Origin of the sequence: uncultured Corynebacterium sp., assembly GCF_902489365.1 — a bacterium.
Classification (GTDB): Bacteria; Actinomycetota; Actinomycetes; order Mycobacteriales; family Mycobacteriaceae; genus Corynebacterium.
This window is the reverse complement of sequence record NZ_CABTZR010000040.1, coordinates 1-21,085: the sequence shown is the minus strand read 5'-3', so window position 1 is coordinate 21,085 and position 21,085 is coordinate 1. Positions and strand designations below refer to the sequence as shown.

General features: G+C 61.8%; 21 protein-coding genes. 12 read left to right on the top strand and 9 right to left on the bottom strand.

Annotated elements, in window-relative coordinates:
- A partial coding sequence (locus RDN59_RS07345; RefSeq protein ID WP_308607270.1) for a SulP family inorganic anion transporter occupies positions 1-224 on the bottom strand: 224 nt, incomplete at its 3' end.
- Between the two features lie 225 nt (positions 225-449).
- On the opposite strand from RDN59_RS07345, the gene RDN59_RS07340 reads away from it, so the two are divergent.
- Both RDN59_RS07340 and RDN59_RS07335 read left to right on the top strand, forming a co-directional pair.
- On the top strand, positions 450-1,346 hold the full coding sequence (locus tag RDN59_RS07340) for an NAD(P)/FAD-dependent oxidoreductase (RefSeq protein ID WP_308607269.1): 897 nt from the start codon (positions 450-452) through the stop codon (positions 1,344-1,346).
- 15 nt (positions 1,347-1,361) lie between these two features.
- The gene (locus RDN59_RS07335) at positions 1,362-2,318 is read left to right on the top strand and encodes an NAD(P)H-quinone oxidoreductase (protein WP_308607268.1); all 957 of its coding nucleotides are present in this window, start codon (positions 1,362-1,364) and stop codon (positions 2,316-2,318) included.
- Between the two features lie 17 nt (positions 2,319-2,335).
- Here the strand turns inward: RDN59_RS07335 and RDN59_RS07330 are convergent, their stop codons facing one another.
- Entirely contained in the window at positions 2,336-3,547 is a 1,212-nt protein-coding gene (locus RDN59_RS07330; RefSeq protein WP_308607267.1) for an aminotransferase class V-fold PLP-dependent enzyme, read from the bottom strand.
- Positions 3,548-3,742: 195 nt separating this feature from the next.
- Here RDN59_RS07330 and RDN59_RS07325 point away from each other — a divergent pair, with 195 nt between their 5' ends.
- Both RDN59_RS07325 and RDN59_RS07320 read left to right on the top strand, forming a co-directional pair.
- Positions 3,743-4,594 (top strand): ABC transporter permease, encoded by an 852-nt coding sequence (locus RDN59_RS07325; protein ID WP_070444741.1) that lies wholly within the window; start codon positions 3,743-3,745, stop codon positions 4,592-4,594.
- Positions 4,595-4,606: 12 nt separating this feature from the next.
- Complete coding sequence (locus RDN59_RS07320; protein WP_308607266.1) at positions 4,607-5,404, top strand: ABC transporter ATP-binding protein; 798 nt, start codon at positions 4,607-4,609, stop codon at positions 5,402-5,404.
- 81 nt (positions 5,405-5,485) lie between these two features.
- Here RDN59_RS07320 and RDN59_RS07315 read toward each other — a convergent pair whose 3' ends face one another.
- On the bottom strand, positions 5,486-6,079 hold the full coding sequence (locus RDN59_RS07315; protein ID WP_308607265.1) for a GNAT family protein: 594 nt from the start codon (positions 6,077-6,079) through the stop codon (positions 5,486-5,488).
- Between the two features lie 42 nt (positions 6,080-6,121).
- On the opposite strand from RDN59_RS07315, the gene RDN59_RS07310 reads away from it, so the two are divergent.
- Entirely contained in the window at positions 6,122-7,027 is a 906-nt protein-coding gene (locus RDN59_RS07310; RefSeq protein ID WP_308607264.1) for a glycosyltransferase family 2 protein, read from the top strand.
- Here the strand turns inward: RDN59_RS07310 and RDN59_RS07305 are convergent.
- The 4 genes from RDN59_RS07305 to RDN59_RS07290 are packed head-to-tail and all read right to left on the bottom strand — an operon-like array spanning position 7,024 to position 9,222.
- Complete coding sequence (locus RDN59_RS07305) at positions 7,024-7,479, bottom strand: GtrA family protein (RefSeq protein ID WP_308607263.1); 456 nt, start codon at positions 7,477-7,479, stop codon at positions 7,024-7,026. The genes RDN59_RS07310 and RDN59_RS07305 overlap by 4 nt on opposite strands.
- 2 nt (positions 7,480-7,481) lie before the next feature.
- Complete coding sequence (locus RDN59_RS07300; protein ID WP_046647042.1) at positions 7,482-7,892, bottom strand: GtrA family protein; 411 nt, start codon at positions 7,890-7,892, stop codon at positions 7,482-7,484.
- Positions 7,893-7,903: 11 nt separating this feature from the next.
- A complete protein-coding gene (locus tag RDN59_RS07295; RefSeq protein WP_046647041.1) occupies positions 7,904-8,779 on the bottom strand; it encodes a hypothetical protein in 876 nt (291 codons plus the stop codon).
- A gap of 20 nt (positions 8,780-8,799) precedes the next feature.
- Complete coding sequence (locus tag RDN59_RS07290) at positions 8,800-9,222, bottom strand: hypothetical protein (RefSeq protein WP_308607262.1); 423 nt, start codon at positions 9,220-9,222, stop codon at positions 8,800-8,802.
- A gap of 36 nt (positions 9,223-9,258) precedes the next feature.
- Between RDN59_RS07290 and RDN59_RS07285 the strand changes: the two genes are divergently transcribed.
- From RDN59_RS07285 to RDN59_RS07265, 5 genes are all read left to right on the top strand, one after another.
- A complete protein-coding gene (locus RDN59_RS07285) occupies positions 9,259-9,537 on the top strand; it encodes a hypothetical protein (protein WP_046647039.1) in 279 nt (92 codons plus the stop codon).
- Between the two features lie 154 nt (positions 9,538-9,691).
- On the top strand, positions 9,692-11,107 hold the full coding sequence (locus RDN59_RS07280; protein WP_308607261.1) for an FAD-binding oxidoreductase: 1,416 nt from the start codon (positions 9,692-9,694) through the stop codon (positions 11,105-11,107).
- Positions 11,108-11,121: 14 nt separating this feature from the next.
- Positions 11,122-11,880 carry a decaprenylphospho-beta-D-erythro-pentofuranosid-2-ulose 2-reductase gene (locus tag RDN59_RS07275; RefSeq protein WP_308607260.1) on the top strand — a complete coding sequence of 253 codons (759 nt, stop codon included), beginning with the start codon at positions 11,122-11,124 and terminating at the stop codon, positions 11,878-11,880.
- Positions 11,881-11,918: 38 nt separating this feature from the next.
- Entirely contained in the window at positions 11,919-13,865 is a 1,947-nt protein-coding gene (locus tag RDN59_RS07270) for a galactan 5-O-arabinofuranosyltransferase (RefSeq protein WP_308607259.1), read from the top strand.
- Positions 13,866-13,896: 31 nt separating this feature from the next.
- The gene (locus tag RDN59_RS07265; RefSeq protein ID WP_070596266.1) at positions 13,897-17,241 is read left to right on the top strand and encodes an arabinosyltransferase domain-containing protein; all 3,345 of its coding nucleotides are present in this window, start codon (positions 13,897-13,899) and stop codon (positions 17,239-17,241) included.
- Between the two features lie 2 nt (positions 17,242-17,243).
- Here RDN59_RS07265 and RDN59_RS07260 read toward each other — a convergent pair whose 3' ends face one another.
- Both RDN59_RS07260 and RDN59_RS07255 read right to left on the bottom strand, forming a co-directional pair.
- A complete protein-coding gene (locus RDN59_RS07260) occupies positions 17,244-18,074 on the bottom strand; it encodes an alpha/beta hydrolase (RefSeq protein WP_308607258.1) in 831 nt (276 codons plus the stop codon).
- Between the two features lie 14 nt (positions 18,075-18,088).
- Complete coding sequence (locus RDN59_RS07255) at positions 18,089-20,005, bottom strand: M13 family metallopeptidase (RefSeq protein WP_070564112.1); 1,917 nt, start codon at positions 20,003-20,005, stop codon at positions 18,089-18,091.
- A gap of 42 nt (positions 20,006-20,047) precedes the next feature.
- On the opposite strand from RDN59_RS07255, the gene RDN59_RS07250 reads away from it, so the two are divergent.
- Both RDN59_RS07250 and RDN59_RS07245 read left to right on the top strand, forming a co-directional pair.
- Positions 20,048-20,539, top strand: coding sequence for a hypothetical protein (locus RDN59_RS07250; RefSeq protein ID WP_308607257.1), 492 nt, complete (start codon positions 20,048-20,050; stop codon positions 20,537-20,539).
- Positions 20,540-20,706: 167 nt separating this feature from the next.
- Positions 20,707-21,085 (top strand): PrsW family intramembrane metalloprotease (locus tag RDN59_RS07245; RefSeq protein WP_308607256.1); only part of this gene is annotated, 379 nt, incomplete at its 3' end.

Below are 21,085 nucleotides of genomic sequence, written 5' to 3'. Positions count from 1 at the left end.
GCGGCCAGGATGCCCGCGACGATGGCCGTCGTAATTCCGGCTGCCGCGCCGACACCAGACGCGACGCCGAAGCCGAGCGCCAGGGGGAGTGCGACGAGGGCCACCATGAGGCCTGCCGAGAGGTCGCGCCCGATCGTCGCGCGGGACCAGTCCGAGCGGCGCGGTGCGAAACGCAGGGCACGGGATCGGATGCCCACCTTAGAGACGGTGGAGGGGTGGGTCATGCTACTTTCTTGCTCCTTAAAGGCTCAACGACACCCAAAGGATACACAAGGCGCCTTCCTTCGACGGCCGGATTCCCGATTCTGGCCGATGCCTCATGTTGACGAATTCCCACCACACCCCAACCCTTCGGCACTAACTTGGCCAAGTCAGGGTTGGGCGTGACGCCTGCCACAAACTACTGAAAACCATTGCCATATAAACCCTCCTCGGGTTTACTCGGGCCTATGCAGACAGTCGATACCCTCATCATCGGCGGTGGCGCGGCCGGCCTTCAGGCAGCACTGGTCATGGTCCGCGCCCGCCGCAGTGTCCTCGTTGTTGATTCCACCACGCCCCGCAACCGCTTTGCTCATGAAATCCACGGTGTTATCGCCCTCGAGGGCACACCACCACTCGAGTTCCAGGAGCGCGGCAAGGAGCAGCTGCGCAACTACGGCGTACAGATCTTAAACGCCACCGTAAAATCCGTCACCGATAATGACCGAACACTCACCGCCACGTTGAGCAACGGTGAGACCGTCGCGGCCCGCTCCATCATCGTCGCCAGCGGCGTGGACGACGTACATCCAAACATCCCGGGGCTCGAAGAAAACTGGGGAGATACAGTCCTCCACTGCCCCTACTGCCACGGATACGAGGTGGCGGACAAGAAGCTCGGCGTGCTCTACATCGGCGAGTTCTCCTTCCACCATGCCGCGGTTCTGCGCCAGTGGTCGAAGGACATCACCTTCTTCACCAATGGAATGGAATTCACCGACGAGCAGCGCGCGGATCTGACTCGGCGGGGCATTGCGCTTGTCGGCGGCCCCGTCACCGCCTTCCAGGACGGAAAAGTCTTGGTTGGAGACGACGCCCATGCCGTCGATGCACTGTTCTACATGCCTGTCCCTCACCCGCACGATGAGTTCTTAGCTGAGCTCAGCCTAGAGCGACACAGCCCGCCCGCCGCGATGGGCGGCACCGTGATCAAGGTCGGCGAATCTGGTGCCACCAGCCACCCGCGCATCTGGGCCGTAGGCAACGTGGTCAACCCACCGGCGCAGGTCGCAGTAGCGATGGGCGAAGCCAACGCCGCAGCCATCGCGGTTAACGCCTTCCTCGTCGAGGATGATTGGATTTAAGTACGGTGGTGTGGCATGAAAGCCATCATTCAGACCAATCCGGAAGACCCACACTCGCTAGAGTTGGGGGATGTCGCCACACCAGAACTAGCTGCCGGCGAAGTCCTCGTTAAAGTCAAAGCCGCCGGCGTAAACCGCGCCGACCTGCTTCAGGCCCGCGGGCACTACCCGCCCCCGCCGGGCGCTTCGGAGACTATCGGCCTCGAAGTCGCAGGCGAAGTCGTCGATGCCGGTAACACCGACGTCGAGGTTGGCTCCAAGGTCGGCGCACTGCTGGCCGGCGGTGGCTACGCCGAGTACGTGGCCGTGCCGCAAGGCCAGCTGCTGCCCATCCCCAGCGGCTACTCCTTTGCCGAGGCCGCGTCCGTCATCGAGGTGGCCTGCACCGTATGGTCCAACATCGCTATGGAAGCTGGCCTCGCACAGGGCCAGACCATCCTCATCCACGGCGGCGCGGGCGGTATCGGCACCTTCGCCATCCAGGTGGCGAAAAACCTCGGCGCCACCGTCGCGGTGACGGCTGGATCGGACGAAAAGCTCGAGACCTGCAAGGAGCTCGGCGCGGACATCCTCATCAACTACAACGAGCAGGACTTCGCCGAGGAGCTGAAGAACCAATGCGATGTCATCCTCGACATCATGGGCGCGAAGTACCTCAAGAAGAACCTCATCGCGCTGGCTAAGGGCGGCCACATGGTCACCATTGGCATGCAGGGCGGCACGAAGGCCGAGCTCAACATGGCTATCCTCCTCAACAAGCGCCTGACCCTGCAGGGCACCACGCTGCGCTCCCGCTCGTTGGAGGGCAAGGCCGCCATCGTTGCGGACACCGTTAAAAACGTCTGGCCTTGGCTGGAAGACGGCAGTGTCAAGCACCACCTGCATCGCACTTTTGCGCTTGCCGACGCCGCCGAAGCCCACAAAGCCCTCGACTCCGGCGAGGTCACGGGCAAGCTCGTCCTCGAGGTCTAGACTCCCTCGTTGAGGTTCTAGGCCAAGGAGGCCACGACGCGAGTCAGGTGCTCGATGTCCTGGTACGTGCTGAAAGGGCTTAGAGAGACTGTCACGGCACCGCCAACCTCCTCCACGCCCATCTCCGTGAGCAAGGGGGTGTGCGGAGCGATGGTAGTCACCAAACCATTGTCGAAGAGGCGGCGGTGAATCACGTCCGCGGGTACGTCGCGCACGGCGAAGGTAAGCCGCGGGAGGCGGTCATCGGAGGCATCGGCAGCCGCCTCACCGGTCACACCCAGGATGTGAACGGCCGGAAGCGTGCCCAGCAGGCTATAGAGATCACCGCAGAGATCCTCCATGTAAGACGACAGCGCATCGAGCGAGCGCCCCAGGCGCACGCGGCGCGAACCGCGTTCGCCGCCGGCAAGTTCCGCCAAATGGTCCACTAGGGGACCAACGCCACCGGCCAAACCCGCGGAGACCGGGCCAACGACAAGCTCATCGAGACGGCGGAACATCGCGGTGTCGCGGAAGACCAGCGCCGCCATCTGCGGGCCACCAAGAGCGCCCACATCCACACCGAGAATGTCCGCCCCAATCGCATCAAAGTCGAGGAGGCGGTAGGGGGCGATCGAGGAGACGTCGACAAGCACCCAGGCGCGCGAACGCTCATGGACCGCATCGATGATCTCCGCGGCCGGTGTTACAGTGCCCAGCAGCTCGTGGGCGGCGGAAAAGGCGACAAAACGCGTCGAGCCATCAACCAAATCGGCGTATTGGAATGCCGGCAGCTCGCCCGTACCCAAATCCGGCTGCGCCCACCGAATATCAGCGCCCACGTGCTCAAACGCGCGTGTCATCTCCGGCGAATCAAAGCGGGAGAGCACCACCGAAGACTGGCGGCGCAGCAGCGGGCGCAGTGCTACGCCCAAAGCTTGGTACAGCACCGGCAGCGACGGGCCCAGGATGACTCGTTCCGCCGTGGCACCCGTGAGATCCGCCATGGCCCGGCGCGCGGAGGCATACATGTCAGCCGCGTGGAGCTCGCCTGGATCGTGATGCGCCGAGTGCGCGCCCACGGCGTCCTCCAGCGGCTTCACCGTGGCGGACATGCGGAAAGAACGGGCAACGCCAGAGGCCACACGCTCCGCAATCTGCGGCGCGGCATGCGCGTTCAGGTAGGTCCAACCATCGGACAGACCAGTGTAAAGACCTCGCACGCTGGCGACGTCATACTGTTCCGTCATGCTTCAACCCTTCCTCGAATCGTCCGATCGACTCCCTACTCTATACGCCCTACGTAAATCTTTCCTAACCCTAGATTTTCCCAGCTCGCTCGCGTTTTCCCAGGTTACGGGCGTGTGTGTAGGTTTTTGGCGGACGTGCGCGCTAGGGTGAATGGCGTGCAAGACAAGAAAAACCTGCGTGACGACGTCGCCCGCATGACCTCCGCGCCTGCACCCGGCGAGGAGCCGGCCTCGCGTTCCATGACCATGTCGGCGGCCTTCGCTGATCTCCTGCAAGGCGCGCGCCAGCGCGAGCTGTGGTTCAAGCTGGGCATCCAAGACATCAAGCAGCGCTACCGCCGCTCGGTGCTGGGTCCGTTCTGGATCACCATCGCGACCGGTGTGATGGCCGCGGCGCTTGGCCTGCTGTACTCCATGCTCTTCCAGATCCCGGTTGCAGAATTCCTGCCCCACGTGACCGTGGGCCTTATCATGTGGAACTTCATTTCGGGTGCCATTAAGGAAGGCTCGACGGTCTTCATTGACAACGAAGGCCTGATCAAACAGCTCCCGGCACCGCTTTCCGTGCATGTCTACCGCCTGGTCTGGCGGCAAACCCTTTTCTTGGGCCACAACCTCATCATCTGGCTGTTGCTCATTCTTATCTTCCCGCGCCACTTGGGATGGGAGTTCTTCCTGTTCATCCCTGCGCTTGGACTCTTCCTGGTTAACGGCGTGTGGGTCGCCATGTTCTTCGGCATCATCGCCACCCGCTTCCGTGACGTCGCTCCGCTGCTGGAGGCGCTGACCCAGCTGCTCTTCTACGTCACCCCGATCGTGTGGATGACCAACACCCTGAAGGAGCAGGGAGGTGCCGTGGCCAGCCGCGCGCGCATCGCTGAGATCAACCCGCTCTACCACTACATGGAGATCATCCGCGCCCCCATGATCGGCGAGCCCGTCGCCGGTTATCACTGGCTCATCGTCATCGGCTGCACCGTCGCCGGCCTGCTCATCGCTGGCCTGGCCATGCGCCAGTGGCGCTTCCGCGTCTCCTACTGGGTCTAGAAAGGATCGTCCATGGTTTCCATTGATACGTATAACGCTTGCGTGGACTTTCCCATCTTTGATGCCAAGTCCCGCTCCCTGAAGAAGGCGATGCTCTCCACGGCCGGTGGCTCCATTGGCAAGAATGACCAGAACGTGGTCATGGTGGAAGCGCTCAAAGACATCAACCTCCACCTGCGCGAAGGTGACCGCGTCGGCCTCGTCGGCCACAACGGCGCGGGCAAAACCACTCTGCTGCGCCTGCTCTCCGGTATCTACGAGCCCACCCGCGGCGCCGCCAACGTGCGCGGGCGCGTGGCCCCCGTCTTCGACTTGGGCGTGGGCATGGACCCGGAGGTTTCCGGCTATGACAACATCATCATCCGCGGCCTCTTCTTGGGCCAGACCATCAAGCAGATGAAGGCCAAGATGGATGAGATCGCGGAGTTCTCTGAGCTGGGTGATTGCCTCTCCATGCCGCTGCGCACCTACTCCACCGGTATGCGCGTGCGCCTAGCCCTCGGTGTTGTGACCTCCATTGAGCCGGAGATCCTGCTTCTCGACGAAGGCATCGGCGCCGTCGACGCCGCCTTCATGGCCAAGGCCCGCGTGCGGCTCCAGGACCTGGTGAAGCGCTCCGGCATCCTAGTCTTCGCTTCCCACTCCAATGACTTCCTGGCGCAGCTGTGCGATACCGCGCTGTGGATCGACCACGGTCAGATTCGGTCGGTGGGCGAGGTCTCCGACGTCGTCGGCGAGTACGAAGGCCCTGAGGTTGGCCAGTACGTGCGGGACTTGCGCAAGCGCTTCGACAACGAGGAGAACGTCTAAGTTTCTGTTCCTACTGCCCTAGTTGCCAAAGTTCTGGCCAGATCTTGAATAGCCGGCAAGAACTTCGTCACGTAGGGCACCTCACGCCCCGAGCATCTCGCGCAGTTCTTGGCTCATGCCGGCCACAGTCACTTTCGGCCCCGGCTGGTAATCCTCTTTGCACAGCACCGCCTTGTTGCCGTCAATGGCATAGCCCAGCTTGCGCGACACAGCCTGGGAAGCTTCATTTCCCGGCTCCCACTCCGAGCGCAACCGATGCGCACCCAAGTAATCAAAGCAGAAGACCGCAACGGCGTGGCGGATCTGCGTACCAATACCGCGACCCTGAAGGCGGTGGTAGATCCACGATCCCGTTACAACCTCATGCTCCTCGGGGAAATTCTGTGCCCGTAGATCCACCGAGCCGATAACCTCACCATCAAGGTGCACGCCAAAATCGAGCGACCATTCTTCCGGGGACATCTGCGCGCGATGCGCCCACCGGAAGCTCGGGTCCGGCTTCTCCTTCAACCACGGGAAGGTGTACTCCGGAAGCGGCTCACCAAATATCTCAGCGGCGCTAACACCGTGGATAGCGGCGATGTCACTGTCGCGCAGCACCCGCAGGGACAGCTCGCCGACCCGCACAGTGAGTTTGAATGGAGCCCACATGTCTTCGATGCTTTTTACAGCCATGGCAGCATCGTATAACTCATCACGGGTGGCACAATAGAACCCATGACTGCCACTCTGTCCCAGGCCGGTACGACGGCCGCTGTGATCGTCACCCACCAGCGCGTGGAGCTGCTGCGCGCCTCCCTTGAACAGGTGGTGAACCAAACGCACCCGGTGCAGTGGGTGATCGTGGTAGATAACGGTGCGGAACAAGCCGTGGAGGATCTCCTCCACGAACTGGCCGGCGAGCGCGGCGTCTATGTGCCTTCCGAAACCAACCTCGGTGGCGCGGGCGGCTTCGCGCTGGGATTCCTCACCGCACTCGCCCTCGGCGCGGATGCGGTGTGGTGCGCTGATGATGATGGCCGCCCCGCCGACCACCACGTGCTGGAGGAGCTCTACCGCGTTGCGGAAAACAACGCACTCCACGAAGTCTCCCCCGCCGTGTGCAATATCAATGAGCCCGCCAAGCTCGCCTTCCCTCTTCGCCAGGGACTGGTATGGCGGCGCTACATGAGCGAGCTGGAGGGTGATTTTCTCCCCGGCATCGCCTCGCTTTTTAACGGCGCGCTCATCTCCGCCGAGGCCATGGAGATCGTCGGCGTGCCGGACTACCGCCTGTTCATCCGTGGCGATGAAGTGGAGTACCACCGCCGCCTGGTCAACTCAGGCTTAAACTTCGGTACCGCGCTGACCACCAGCTACCTACATCCGGATGGCTCCGATGAGTTCAAGCCCATCCTCGGCGGAAAAATGCACACGCAATACCCAGAGGGTGAGTTCAAGCGCTTCTTTACCTACCGCAACCGCGGCTACCTCTTGTGGCAGCGCGGCATGCGCAAGCTGCTGCCGCAGGAATTCGCTCGTTTCGGCTGGTTTTTCCTGGTCCAGCAACATGACGTGAAGGGATTCATGGAATGGCTGCTCCTGCACAACCGTGGCCGTAAGGAAGACTTCCGCAGGCCCTAAACCTCAAAGGACTTGCGCGTGCTGCGGAAAATGACCCACCGCTGCACAAAAAAGTTGATGAGCGTTGCCGTGCCTTGCGCTATCACAAAGGCCACCGCCAGTGCCCAGGACGAGGGCCAGTCTAGGTTGTGGTCGAAAAAGGGGAAGGCCCAGCGATACAACAAAATGTTGATCGCATAGGTCATGGCGTAGGTGGCAAACACGGCAGCGAAGCGGCGCTTCGAGGCCCGCGCGTTGAAGGTCCAGCGCCGGTTCAGCAGATAAGCCACGAAAGTACCCACAGCAAAGCCAACAGTTCGGGAGCCCACATCCCCGAACACCCCTAAACCAATTTGAAAAAGCCAGGTCAGGGAGACGTCGATAAGCGCGGCAATGGCTCCCGTAATGGCGAACTTCGCGCTCTGCGCATGCAAGGAGTTCGACTGGGAGAAGCGTTCGGCGCGACCTGCCATAGTTACTTGCCCTTAAAAATGAACACGCGCTGAATGGCGAAGTTAGTCACCGTGGCCACGCCCTGCGCGATGACGAAGGCGATAGTGTCCTTCAGCGCGCCCTCAAAGCCCAGACTGATCAGCGGAGCGTTGAGCACCCAATACAGGAAGTTCTGCACGGCGAAGGTAGACAGGTACAGCATGCCCACGGCACCGGCGGTACGACCAGATACTTGTGCACCGAAAGTCCAGCGAGCATTGGCCACATACGCGGCGATGGTACCGAAGACCCAGCCGATCGCCTTGGCCAGGGAGCGGTGCAGGCCTAGGTACGTCAGGAAGAGGGTGAGGCCATAGTCGATGGCCGCAGTGAAAACACCGACGGAGACAAAGCGCACGAGCTGTGTCTTTAGGGTGGAAGTAGGTTCAGTCACGGCGGAATACTCTACCCGCGGATGAGGGCGCGGTAAATGTCCAGGCGATCCACGGGTGCGACGGCGTCTTCACCATAGGCGCCGAGAGAAGAAAGCACCTTAAGCGAAGCCGTGCACAGCTCCCGAATCTCAGCACCGCGAAGCTCCTCGCCGTCATCGTCGACCCAGCCCAATGCCGCCATGGCGGTCTCCACCACGGAATCCGTCAGCTCGCGCCCGCCCATGCAGGACAGCGCCAGCGCCATCGACCAAAAGGCGTCCTTGCCTTCGTTTGTTACTTCTCGCGGCAGAGTACGCAGCTGGCGGTACGCCCGAGCATCAATGCTGACTTCGCGATGCAAGTCCAAAGCTTGGAGGAGCGGAACGAAGTCATAGAGCCGGGTTCTTTCAATGAGCGCGCGGACGGGACTAACCACAAGATCCAGAACTTCATCAATGGTTTCCTGGCCTGTGAGCTCAGCATTCACGGCGGTGAGATCAAACGGTGTCTGAAAAGATCCGGAGCCGCCTACGCACAGAGCCTCCGGCGTGCCGTTATCGCGCGGATAGGTCTCCACCACGACTATCTCGAAATCCCACAGCCCCCAGGCATAATCAATCTGCTCGCCTTCGCGGCTTAAGAATTCGCGCACGGTATGGCTCGGATCGATTCGTTGGCCGCGGGCATCGGTATGTTCAAAAAAGTGCCACGGCGAATCCTCTTGAGGCAGTCCGAAGCAGACCTCGAGAATATGATGAAGCTCTTCCAGCGTGAGTGCGTCCGAGAAACCAATCTGACGGTGCACCTCGGCTTCCGCGCGAACATTGGACACCTGACACAGCAGTGTTCGAGCAGAATCACCACGTTTGGCGCGGACCTGCGCCAAATCTGTGACCTGTGAGCTCATGTGCCCCACCATACGCACTTTTAGTTTCGGGCGGCGTTCTCGCGTGCTTCGAGCTCGCTGAGGATGAACACGATGGCGGCCCCGATTCCGCCCCACACTGTCCACGGTTTTGCCACGCCGCGGCGGCGGATAAAGCTAACGATTCCCCGCTGTGCCTTAATCCCCAACCAGCCGCCAACCACGAGCGCACCAAGGCCAACCGGAAGCGCCCACAGCGACACCTCCGGCTTCTCCGGCTCCGGTTGCCCCTCATGGCTCTCGGCATTAGTAATTGCCACGAGTGCACCAAAGCCTAAGAAAGACAGGACATAGGCGGACACGAGCGCAGTCTTGTTCTTGATCCAATCCGGATAAGAGGTCATGATCGCCACGGCCGTGGCTTGGGTGATACGTCCGGCGAGGGTGTCATCCAGGGCATAATTGTCTTGCTTGGGAGAAGTCATACCGCACCACTTTAGGCGGGCGGTAGGCTACCGTGCATGTACTCCTCCAAAAAAGAGCACCTCACTCCGGCACAGCGCGCGGCGCAAGATGAGCGCGCCGAGGACGACAAGCGCCACGGGCACTTCCTCGCTACCGAGCACACCTCACTGCCACTCAATGGTTTTATGACGCGGCTCATCGCCGAGGAACTGCCCATCCTCGACTCCACGTCGCGCGGCCGTGTCTATGAAATCCTGCGTTCTTATGAAGGCCCCGAGATCACCTCCCAAGACGAACTTCCCGAGGAAATCCGGCAGATCATGGATCTGTACTAGCCATAAACAGGACCGAAACCCACACAACCGGACAGAACAAATGTTCCGTTTGCTTGGCTTTTGTACCTAATCTCACGTTTTCACTCACGCCACAGGCACTATCGCCTAGGTAGTGTATAAAACCGACCCATCACATCGAATCAAAGAGTAAGAGATGGAACTGCATACTACTGAGAAGTCCCTCCACGGTTGGGGCCGCACGGCGGCGACAACCGCCCACGTTTTGTCCACCCCAGACGTCGACGTCATCAAGACGGCCGTCGCCCAGGTGGCTGAGGACAATGCTGATAAGCCTTCCCACCTGCGCCGTGGCGTCATCGCCCGCGGTATGGGCCGCTCCTACGGTGACCCCGCGCAGAACGCCGGTGGCCTCGTCATCGACATGCAACCGCTCAACAAAATCCACTCCATCGACCCGGAGTCGGGCATTGTCGACGTCGACGGTGGCGTCACCCTCGACCAGCTCATGAAGGCCGCCCTGCCCTATGGCCTGTGGGTCCCGGTTCTGCCGGGTACCCGCCAGGTCACCATCGGTGGTGCTATCGGCCCGGATATCCACGGCAAGAACCACCACTCCGCCGGTTCCTTCGGTGATCATGTCGCCTCGATGGAGTTGCTCGTGGCAGACGGCCGCGTGCTGCACCTGACCCCGGAAGGCTCGGAGGATGACCCGAGCGGCGATCTTTTCTGGGCCACCGTCGGCGGCATGGGCCTTACCGGCATCATCCTGCGCGCCAAGATCAAGATGACGAAGACGGAAACCGCCTACTTCATCGCGGATACCGACCGCACGGATAACCTCGAGGAAACCATCGCCTTCCACTCCGATGGATCAGAGCACAATTACACCTATTCCTCCGCGTGGTTCGACGTCATCTCCCCAGAGCCGAAACTGGGCCGCTCCACCATTTCCCGCGGCTCCCTGGCCACGCTAGAGCAGCTGGAGGAGCTGAACCCGAAGCTGGCGAAAGATCCGCTGAAGTTCAATGCCCCGCAGCTGATGACCGTTCCGGATATCTTCCCGAACTTCACCATGAACAAGCTCTCGCTCATGGCTATCGGCGAGGCCTACTACCTCATGGGCGCCCCGGCGCGTAACCAGGTCAAGAACCTCACGCAGTTCTACCAGCCGCTGGATCTCATCGGCGAGTGGAACCGCGGCTACGGCTCCAACGGCTTCCTGCAGTACCAGTTCGTGGTGCCGACCGACGCCGTCGAGCCCTTCAAGGAGATCATCCGGGACATGCAGCGCTCCAGCCACTACTCCGCGCTCAACGTGTTCAAGCTCTTCGGCCCGGGCAACAAGGCCCCGCTGTCTTACCCGATGCCGGGCTGGAATGTCTGCGTGGACTTCCCCATCAAGCCGGGCCTGGGCACCTTCCTCGACGATCTAGACAAGCGCGTCATGGAATTTGGTGGCCGCCTCTACCTGGCCAAGGAGTCCCGCACCTCGGCGGAGAACTTCCACAAGATGTACCCGGGCCTCGAGGGATGGCTCAAGACCCGCAACGACATCGACCCGACCGGCGTCTTCGCCTCCGATATGTCCCGCCGCCTCGAGCTGCACTAGAAAGGAATAACCTCATGCTGAATGCAGTAGGCCAAGCACAACACATCCTCCTTCTCGGCGGCACCTCCGAGATCGGCCTCGGCATCGTCGAGGAATTCCTCGAGCGCGGTCCGGCCAAGGTCACCTTGGCTGCTCGTGCCGACTCCCCACGCATCGCGGAGGCCCGCGCCACCATCGAGTCCCGCGGCGGCGACGTCGAGGTCATCGACTTTGACGCGACTGATTTCGAGGGCCACGGGGACGTCGTCAAGCGCGCGTTTGAGCGCGGCGATGTCGACGTCGCCATCATCGCTTTCGGCACCCTCGGTGACCAGGAGGAACTCTGGCAGGACCAGGCCAAGGCAGTTGCCTCGGCCCAGACTAACTTCACCGCACCGGTCTCCCTCGGAGTCTTACTCGGACAGAAGTTCCAGCAGCAGGGCCACGGCACCATCGTGGCGCTGTCCTCCGTCGCCGGCATGCGCGTGCGCCGCTCCAACTTTGTCTACGGCGCCTCCAAGGCCGGCGTGGACGGCTTCTTCATCAACCTCGGCGAGGCCCTGCGCGGCTCCGGCGCCAACGTGCTCGTGGTCCGCCCGGGCCAGGTGCGCACCAAGATGTCGGCAGACGCCGGCGAGGCACCACTGACCGTTAACGTCTCCGACGTAGCCAAGGCCACCGTCAAGGCAGTGCTCGACGGCAAGCAGTCCATCTTCGTGCACCCGCTCTTTGAGTACGTGTCCTTGGGATTCAAGTTCATCCCGCAGGCGATCTTCCGGAAGCTGCCTTTCTAAAGTTCCGCTAAGTCCACGGCGTGTGGGAGACTAAGTGCATGACTGAGTCTCCCGCCACGTCGTCTATCTCCCCCACCGTGGAATATAACGTCGACCGCTTGACGCGTCGCGCCACTCTCGTGGGAATGGCCGCCGCCGCTGTAGGTGGCGGCCTTATCACGCTCATTGGTTTCTTCGCCTTCAAGACGGTCTCCCTTCCGGCGTTCAGCACGTCGATGGTGACCCGCGCATTGAGCACCGCGGGAACTGCGCTCACCGTTCTCCTGGTGGGCGCTCTGTGCGTGTGGTGGGTTATTGGTGCCTCGCCGCGGCCCCGCTGGCGGACGTGGCTGACCACCGCCCTGTGCTACATCTCCCCAGCGCTACTCACGCTAACCAGTATCGGCCTGCCACTATCGGCCTCGCGCCTCTGGCTCGACGGCGTCCAGGTCGATCAGGTGTTCCGCACCCAATTCCTCACCCGCGTCACGGAAGCCAGCTCCTATGCGGACATGAACTACGAGGGCCTGCCCACCTTCTACCCGCTGGGCTGGTTCTGGTTGGGCGGCCGGCTGGCCAACATCCTCAACATGCCCGGCTGGGAGGTCTACCAACCCTGGAGCCTCATCTCCTTGGCCGTGGCCGGGTGCATCCTGGTTCCGCTGTGGCAGCGGCTTGCCGGTTCCCTACCGGTAGCCACCGCCATTGCCTTGACCACCACAGCGGTGACCCTGACCATCGGCGCTGAAGAACCGTATTCCGCGGTCATCGCAATGGGCGTACCAGCGGTAGCTGTCCTGTGCTCACACGCCTTCTACGGCTCCTCGTGGTTCTCCACCGCCGCAATCGCCATCTACCTCGGAATCTCCGCCTGCTTCTACACGCTGTACACGGGAGCCGTGGCGCTTACCATCGTCAGCCTCATTGCACTCGTTACGTGCGTGGCCGACCGTACGTGGACTCCCCTCGTGCGCCTCGCCGCCATCGCGGCCGGATCCCTGGCCATCGCCGCGATTGCTTGGGCACCGTATCTGCACGCCGTCCTGCACGCCACCGCCCCGCTAGAATCCACCGCGCAGCACTACCTGCCGGAGGAGGGCACCCAAATCCCGGCGCCCTTCCTCTCCTTGTCCGTCATCGGCGCCCTCAGCCTTATTGGCCTGATCTACCTCATCTTGCGCGTCGATGAGCCCGAAATCCGAGCTATGGGCACCGCGCTCGTCGGCACTTACCTGTGGACTTTGGCTTCCATGGTCATGACTCTCGCCGGCAGCACGCTGCTGGGCTTCCGCCTGGAGCTGATGGTCGCGGTCCTCTTCGCCACGGCGGGCATTCTCGCGCTGGCCGACGTCCGCCTCATGGGCCTGCCCACGCTCTACCCGGCGGGCATTACTGAGACCATCAGCAAGCGCATGACCCTGGTCTTTGCCATCATCATGGGGCTGGGCGGTATTTACTATGCGCAGCAAATCCCCGCGACGAACGTGACCGCCTTAGATCACGCTTATACCGATACCGACGGCTACGGGGAGCGCGCGGACCGCTACACCAGCGATTCTTCCGCTAATTACGGAAAGATCCGTGAGTTCATCGACGCCCAGGGCTACGCGGCCGACGACACCGTCGTCCTCACGGACGAAAAGCTCTTCATGGCCTACAACCCCTACTACGGGTTTAACGCCTTCACCAGCAACTATGCCAACCCGTTGGGAGAGTTCAGCACCCGTAACCTGCAGATTGAAGAGTGGGCTTCCAATTCCTGGGACCAGACTCCGAAGGAGTTCTCGCATTCCCTCGAGTCCTCACCGTGGCGCGGCCCAGACGTGCTCATCTTCCGCGGTGACATCAAGGAACCCGGGGATGGCTACAAGACGCACTTGGCAGAAGACATTTACCCCAATCAGCCCAACGTGCGCTACCGCGCGGTGTTCTTCAACCCGGAGGTCTTTGAAGAAGGCTGGACCACTAAACAGATTGGCCCCTTCGTCGTCGCGGCCAGATCTTAATAAGCCAAGGCGGTGACGTAGACTGATCGCCGTGTCAGATCGGAATACCTCTTCACTGCGAGCACCGCAGTCCCTGCGGCTCACCGCCATCATCGCTGGATTCATCGGTTTCCTGTGCTTTGTGGCCACACCGCTGCTGCCGGTGAACCAAACCCAATCTTCCTTCGATTGGCCCCAGCAGGACTCCCTGCAGTCCATCAACGCCCCGCTCATCTCGGTGGCGCCGGAGGAGATCGATGCAGAGATCCCTCTGAAGGCCGTCGATAAGCTGCGCGATGGCCAGGACCTGCTTTACGGCACCGTGCCCCCGGAGTCCAAGAAGGCCTCCAACCGCGGCATGTTTGTCCGCGCCGGCGAGGATGGTCTCTCGGTGACCAGCCTCGATGAGGTCATTTTCTCTCTCACGGCCGAGCAGGTGGCGAAGCTGCCTGAGGACTCCACGCTCCGCATCCAATCCACCGGTGACGGCACCACCGTCTCCTTGGGCAAGCACAAAGAGACCTCCGAGGAGGATCTCCGCCCTCAGGTCACCGGCGTTTATACCGAGATCGACGATTCCCCGGAAGCCCTCGCCGAGCTTGGCGACGACCTCCGCATCCACGTGGAGATCAACTCTCGGTTCACCTCCTCCCCGACACCGCTCAAGCTCATCGCCATGTGGCTGGGCCTGGCCATGGTGGTGATCAGTCTGGTCTGCCTGTGGCGAATCGACCGCCTCGATGGCAAACGCCGTGGCTTCATGCCCGAAACCTGGAAGCAGATCCGCCCGCTCGATGGCGTCGTGGCGGCTGTTCTCGGCTGGTGGTACATCTTCGGTGCTAATACCTCCGATGATGGCTTCATCCTCACCATGGGACGCGTTTCCGATCACGCGACCTATATGGCGAACTACTACCGCTGGTACGGCGTCCCCGAGGCCCCGTTCGGCGCGCCGTACTACGACCTCGTGGCATGGCTGGCGCAATTCTCCAGCGCGTCCATCATCGTGCGCCTGCCTGCGCTTATCTCAGCGCTCATCATCTGGTTTATCTTGTCGCGCGAGATGCTTCCGCGCTTCGGCGCTCGCGTCAACGAGCGCCGCCTGGCGCACTGGACCGCCGCGTTCATGTTCCTGGCTTTCTGGCTGCCCTATAACAACGGCATCCGCCCCGAGCCCATCGTGGCCCTCGGCGTCATGCTGACGTGGGCCTCTTTCGAGCGCGCCATCTCCACCCAGCGCCTCCTTCCGGCAGCGGTGGGCACCATCATCGCCACCATCACCCTGGCCGCTGGCCCCACCGGCCTCACCGCAGTGGGCATCTTCCTGGTCTGCCTGCCCGCCCTGTTCCGCATCATGGGTAAGCGCGCTCCCCAGATCGGCTGGACAGCTCTCATCGCCCCGTTCCTTGCCTGTGGCACCGCTGTCATGGTCGCTGCCTTCGGGGACCAAACGCTAGCGTCGGTCCTCGAATCCACTCGCGTGCGTTCCGCGGTCGGCCCGTCCCTGCCGTGGTACTCGGAGTTCGTGCGCTACTCCACGCTCTTCGAGCCCTCCGTGGACGGCTCCCTGACGCGCCGCTTTGCAATGTTCACCATGCTCTTCTGCTTGGCGCTCATCATCTATGCCTTCATCAAGGACCACCGCGTCGTCGGTGCGGAGGCAGATCCCACCAAGCGCCTGCTGGCCATCATGGCGCTCTCGGCCTTCTTCCTCATGTTCACGCCGACGAAGTGGACGCACCACTTCGGCATTTACGCCGGTGTCGCCGGCGTCATCGCCGCGCTCGGCTCGGTAGTTCTTTCCCAGATTGCCATGCGCTCCCCGCGTGCCCGGACCTTCTCCATCGCCGCGGTGATCTTCCTCCTGGCCATCTCCCTGGGCGGCTGGAACGCCTGGTGGTACGTATCCTCCTTCGGCATCCCGTGGTGGGACCGCACCGTGCAGTTCAAGGGCATCGAGGCCAACACCGTGGTGCTGGCCATCGCCATGGTGGTCCTGGCGATTGGCCTCTACCAGTCCCTGGTTCACAGCTATCGCAAGAACAAGGCCGAAACCGCCGGCACCCTCGAGGAATTCGAGGCCGCCAATGCCGCCAAGGTCTCGCGCTGGGCGGGTGTCATGTCCGCACCGATTGCGGCGGCCTGCATTATCATCGTGGCCTTCTCGTGTGCCTCCTTTGCCAAGGGCTACGTGGCCCAGGCGGATTCCTACTCCGTGGGCAAGGGCAACCTGACTTCCCTGCGCGGCGATACCTGCTCGCTGGCGGATTCCACCATGGTGGAGACCAACACCAATGAATCCTTCCTCACTCCGGTCGAGGGCGAATTCCAGGACTCGCTCGTTGACAAGAAGGAGGACAACTTCGGTTTCGGCCCCAATATGATCAAGGAAGATATTGAGCCGGAGAACCTCAACTCGGCGTCGGTAGGCGCTATTGCCAACACCACCGGTGAGGACTCGGCGACGTCCAATGAACAGAAGGATCTCACCGAATCCGAGGAAAAGGCAACCGAGGTCACCGACTCCTCCGCCGGCGGCGTGCGCGGAACCCTGGGTGTCAACGGCTCCGAGATGCACCTGCCGTTCAACTTGGATTACCGGAAGGTCCCGGTCATGGGCTCCTACGATGAATCGCAGCGCTCGACCGCCACCATCACCACCCAGTGGTACAACTTGCCGGAACCTGGCGAAAACACCCCCGTCCTCTCGGTCGCTGCCGCCGGCAAGATTTACCACCACGACGTCAACGGAGTGGAGCAGGAGGGCACCGAGCTCACCTTGGAGTACGGAACACTCAAGGATGGCAAGGTCACCAACAAGGGTGAGGCCGAGCTTTCCGACGTCGGCGCGACCCCCAAATGGCGCAACCTCCGCATTGCTCTAGACGAGCTCCCAGAGGAGGCCAACGTTGTGCGCCTCGTCGCGGTCGATGATTCCACCGATGAGGACGATTGGATGGCGTTTACACCGCCGCGCGTCCCGGAGCTTGCCACCATCAACTCCCAGTTCGATTCCTCTACCCCGGCGCTCCTCGACTGGTCCGTGGCCCTGCAGTTCCCCTGCCAGCGCACCTTCGACCACTACGCCGGCGTGACCGAGATCCCGCAGTTCCGCATTCTTCCCGACGCCGCCGCACAAACCTCCCTCACGGACTTCCAGTCCTTCTCCGGTGGTGGTGCGCTGGCAACCGCGGAGGCAGTGAACTACTCCTATGAGATCCCGAGCTACCTCAACAACGATTGGGCGCGCGACTGGGGCTCCATTGAAAAGTATGAGCTGCGCACCAACTCCCGCGGCGAGGCCCCGCTCGAGGCAGATATCGACCAGGAAATCATCCAGCGCTCCGGCCTGTGGAAGAACTCCGAGATGAAGATTCGCCCCGAGGGCGAACAGTAGAACTACAGGAACTCGGCCGAATCTTTAATGCGCTGCCGCGCCACGGCCGGGGTCGAAATACGGTGCATGGACACGTACTCCGCAGTCTGTGCACCGGGGACCTCCACGCGCTCAGCAATCTCATCCTGCGCCGCGGTCTGGACCAAGATGTCAGAATACAGCCCCGGCAGCTTCTCAACATCGAGGACGTAGTCACCGCGGATCTCCTCCGGCAGCTTGGCCAGCGCACCGAAGTCGGGGAAGGTGAGGAGGAGGGCGTCGGCAGGCACCAGCGCTGCGAGCGCCCCACCGGAGGAATATCCCCACACCGTCACGCGCTCGGCACCATGCTCGCGCGCATAATCGACGGCCGCCTGAACCGACTGAACCATCTCCGCCACGGTGTGCTCCGGCGCCAACGGATAATCGACATCAATGATCGTCGTGCCCGACAACTGCGCTGCGGCAGCAACTTCGGGCCGCCATTGCATTTCTAGCGCCTTGCCGTCACCGCGCCACCAGCCGCCGGAGTGCAGCGACACCGCCCAGCGACCAGACTCTTCTGACGGCCTAAAGATCGCTCCAACCTCAGAGTCTTCAACGCTCACGCCTTCCGTAAAAACGGTGCCGGGCAGCGAGTGATCCACCGCGGATCCCAGCACCATCATGGAGGCCTGCACGATACGGTCCGGCAGCAGCGCGCAATAGCGGTCCGCCTCCGGCGAACCTCCACCGGCCCACGGCGGGCGGAAGTCCGGCAGCGGGTAGTGCACCTCCATGTAGGAGGAGAGCTGCTCGAGCTGTTGTTCCGGACTTAGTTGGCGATCAGTACCACCGATATTCCACTCACTCATGGCCCCCAAGGGTACTACCAGATGGTGACGCGCTCCTCTGGGACCAGTCCACCCTCGACGTCAAAAGCCTCGTAGAATTCATCGATGTTTTCGGCGATGATGTTGCAACGGAACTCCGCCGGCGAGTGCGGATCAATGGCCAGGTACTGCGTGGCCATCTCCGGGCGGATGGCAGTGCGCCACACGCGCGCCCACGCCAGGAAGAAACGCTGCAGACCGGTGTACTCGTGTTCTGCCAATTCCGGCTCAGCGCCCTCTGCCTCAAAGGGCGCGACCTGGCCGTTGATGTCCAAGCCCTTGTCGGCGCAGTAGTTCTTGTAGGCCACCACAGCAATCCCCAGTCCACCCAGGTCACCGATGTTCTCACCCAGGGTGAAACTGCCGTTGACGCCTGCGGAATCGGTGCCTTCCAGCACCTTCGGCACCTGCCCTTGGAACTGGTCCACCAGCTTCGCGGTCAGCTTCTCGAAGGCCGCGCGGTCCTCATCCGTCCACCAGGAGTTGAGGTTGCCCTGGCCGTCATACTGCGAGCCCTGATCATCAAAGCCATGCCCAATCTCGTGGCCAATCACCGCGCCGATGGCACCGAAGTTCTCCGCCGCGTCCGCGTCCGGGTTGTAGAACGGCGGGCGCAGAATCGCCGCCGGGAAGGTGATGTCATTAACTACTGGGTTGTAGAAGGCATTGACCGTCTGCGGGGTTGCGAACCACTCGTCGCGGTCGGCCGGCTTGCCAATCTTGGCCAGCTCATAATCGTGGCTCCACGCGCTGCCTGCGCGCACATTGGCCACCAGGTCCGCACCCTTGGGTGAAAACTCTAGGTCGGAATAGTCACGCCAGGTCTCCGGATAACCAATCTTGGCCTTGAACTGCAAGAGCTTCTCCAGCGCGCGCTCACGAGTGGCCGGGGTCATCCACTCCAGCTGCGAAATCCTCTCGCGGTACGCGGAGGTAAGGTATTCCACCAGCTCATCCATCTCGGACTTCGAGGATGGAGGGAAGTGCTTGTCCACGAAGACCTTGCCAATCTCCTGGCCCACCATGTTCTCTGCCAGGCCCACGGCGCGCTTCCAGCGGTCACGCTGCTCGGTAGCGCCGGAAAGCTTGGTTCCGTAGAACTCGAAATTCTTCCTACCGATCTCCTCAGTAAGGTACGGCGCGCGCGACAGCAGAATGTGCCACGTGGCCCACAGCTGCCAATCCGCCATGCGGCCGGCGGTAAACAGACCCTCCAGGTGCTCAAAATACGACGGCATCATGGCCACCGCGCGGTGCTCCGGCAGTGCCCCACCGTTCAGGATGGCGCGGGTGATGCTGGGCAGCTTGGCGACGTCCACCGGGTTATACGTCTTCACCGCATCACGCGAGGCCACGACATCCCAATGCCCTGCAGCAATTTCCTTTTCCAGATTCACGATGCGCGTAGCGGCCGCTTCCGCGCCCAGCCCGAAGAGGCGAGCCGGATCCAGGAATCCAAGCATCGCTGCGACGTGCTTCTCGTAGGCCTCAAGCGTCTCCGCGTGGGCTTCCTCGCGGTAATAAGCCTCATCTGGAAGGCCCAGGCCGGACTGGATAATGTAGGCCACCGCCTCCTCGGAGCCGGAGTCCTTTTCTACCCAGAAGGTAACCGGGGCGCCGACGCCCTCGCGCTCCAGCACGCCCAGGTTGTGCGCCAGCTCTTCCGGGTCCGCCGCCACCAGCTTGTCCAAATCTTCGGCCAAAGGCGCCGTTCCCGCAGCGTTCACTCCCTCAACGTCCATGTGGGAGGAATACACGATCCCCGGACGGCCTTCGTCTTCCTTAACGATGTCATGGACGAGTTCCTCGGCTTCGTCGCGAAGCGCGTGAAAAGTCCCGTCAACACCGCGGTCATCGGGAATAACGTGGGACTCAATCCAAGGGCCATTAACAAACTGATACAGATCCTTCATGCACTTCACTCTATGTCAGATGTACCCATTAGTGTGGTGTGCATGACTTCTTATCGTTTCCCGCCAGCGAAGATGACGGGGCCGTTTTTCGCGGTACTTGGAGTAACCCTTCTCGTGCTGGGCACGCCCGCCGTCCTCAGTTTGGCGCTGCCGGAACATGAGCCAGAAATAGAGCCAGTTGTCCTCGATGATCCGGAGTGGCGCCAGCCCATCAACGGACTGGAATGCAGCGTCAACTACGAATCCGTGGCCAACCAGGCCTGGGACTGCGGCGATACCTTAGTCGAGGCCTATCTCACCTCTGATGTCGACGATGATGAGTTGGCCCTGCGCCGCGCTGTGCGAGCCACGACTTTCGGGTCGATGCCGAAAGAAAAAGTAGAAAACAATGACGGCATGCTCGTCCTGCGAACGTATACGTACATCCCCGTCGTTGCCTTCAGCGTGGCCAAGGGAAACCTCAACTACGAGCTCGTCTTCTCGGACGGAAACCCAGAGGAATTCGCCGATCAATTTATGGAGGCCTTCAAGTGAGCAAGATCTTCCGCGTAACCCTATGGGTCCTCATTGGTGTCTGCTTACCCGCAGCTCTTATCAATCTGTTGGGTTCCTTTCTCGTTGCCCCGCTCCCAGGCCTGATAAGTCTGCTGATCGGACTAACCTTTCTAGCACTAGGCCTATACCTGTGGCGGCTTAGCCCAATGTGGGCACGGCCAGCCACAGGCTGGGCCACTGCCAGCGTGCTGTGGGGAGGCGGTACCGCAGTATCTTTAGCGCTTCTCTCCGCGCTGCCGTTCACCTCCCTCACCAAAGGGGTGGGCTGGGAAGAATCCATGATGTCCTGGTCCGGTGCTTATCCAGAGGAATTCGCCAAGGCGCTGGGCGTGGTTTTTGTGTTACTCAGTTTCCGCCAGCTCAACCGCCCATGGCATGGTTTCATCGTCGGCGCGCTTGTGGGCTGGGGTTTCGAAGTCTTTGAGAACGTCCTCTACGCCTCTCTCGGCGCCGTCATGCACCCGACGTCTGATTGGATTGGCATGCTGCAGATGTGGGGGCTCCGCCTTGTGGCGGGCCCCGGGC

What these genes read in the sequence shown, in the direction of transcription:
- RDN59_RS07340 (WP_308607269.1), top strand. Translation starts at nt 450, where the DNA reads ATGCAGACAGTCGATACCCTCATCATCGGCGGTGGCGCGGCCGGCCTT.
- RDN59_RS07335 (WP_308607268.1), top strand. Translation starts at nt 1,362, where the DNA reads ATGAAAGCCATCATTCAGACCAATCCGGAAGACCCACACTCGCTAGAG.
- RDN59_RS07330 (WP_308607267.1), bottom strand. Translation starts at nt 3,547, where the DNA reads ATGACGGAACAGTATGACGTCGCCAGCGTGCGAGGTCTTTACACTGGT.
- RDN59_RS07325 (WP_070444741.1), top strand. Translation starts at nt 3,743, where the DNA reads ATGACCTCCGCGCCTGCACCCGGCGAGGAGCCGGCCTCGCGTTCCATG.
- RDN59_RS07320 (WP_308607266.1), top strand. Translation starts at nt 4,607, where the DNA reads ATGGTTTCCATTGATACGTATAACGCTTGCGTGGACTTTCCCATCTTT.
- RDN59_RS07315 (WP_308607265.1), bottom strand. Translation starts at nt 6,079, where the DNA reads ATGGCTGTAAAAAGCATCGAAGACATGTGGGCTCCATTCAAACTCACT.
- RDN59_RS07310 (WP_308607264.1), top strand. Translation starts at nt 6,122, where the DNA reads ATGACTGCCACTCTGTCCCAGGCCGGTACGACGGCCGCTGTGATCGTC.
- RDN59_RS07305 (WP_308607263.1), bottom strand. Translation starts at nt 7,479, where the DNA reads ATGGCAGGTCGCGCCGAACGCTTCTCCCAGTCGAACTCCTTGCATGCG.
- RDN59_RS07295 (WP_046647041.1), bottom strand. Translation starts at nt 8,779, where the DNA reads ATGAGCTCACAGGTCACAGATTTGGCGCAGGTCCGCGCCAAACGTGGT.
- RDN59_RS07290 (WP_308607262.1), bottom strand. Translation starts at nt 9,222, where the DNA reads ATGACTTCTCCCAAGCAAGACAATTATGCCCTGGATGACACCCTCGCC.
- RDN59_RS07285 (WP_046647039.1), top strand. Translation starts at nt 9,259, where the DNA reads ATGTACTCCTCCAAAAAAGAGCACCTCACTCCGGCACAGCGCGCGGCG.
- RDN59_RS07280 (WP_308607261.1), top strand. Translation starts at nt 9,692, where the DNA reads ATGGAACTGCATACTACTGAGAAGTCCCTCCACGGTTGGGGCCGCACG.
- RDN59_RS07275 (WP_308607260.1), top strand. Translation starts at nt 11,122, where the DNA reads ATGCTGAATGCAGTAGGCCAAGCACAACACATCCTCCTTCTCGGCGGC.
- RDN59_RS07270 (WP_308607259.1), top strand. Translation starts at nt 11,919, where the DNA reads ATGACTGAGTCTCCCGCCACGTCGTCTATCTCCCCCACCGTGGAATAT.
- RDN59_RS07260 (WP_308607258.1), bottom strand. Translation starts at nt 18,074, where the DNA reads ATGAGTGAGTGGAATATCGGTGGTACTGATCGCCAACTAAGTCCGGAA.
- RDN59_RS07255 (WP_070564112.1), bottom strand. Translation starts at nt 20,005, where the DNA reads ATGAAGGATCTGTATCAGTTTGTTAATGGCCCTTGGATTGAGTCCCAC.
- RDN59_RS07250 (WP_308607257.1), top strand. Translation starts at nt 20,048, where the DNA reads ATGACTTCTTATCGTTTCCCGCCAGCGAAGATGACGGGGCCGTTTTTC.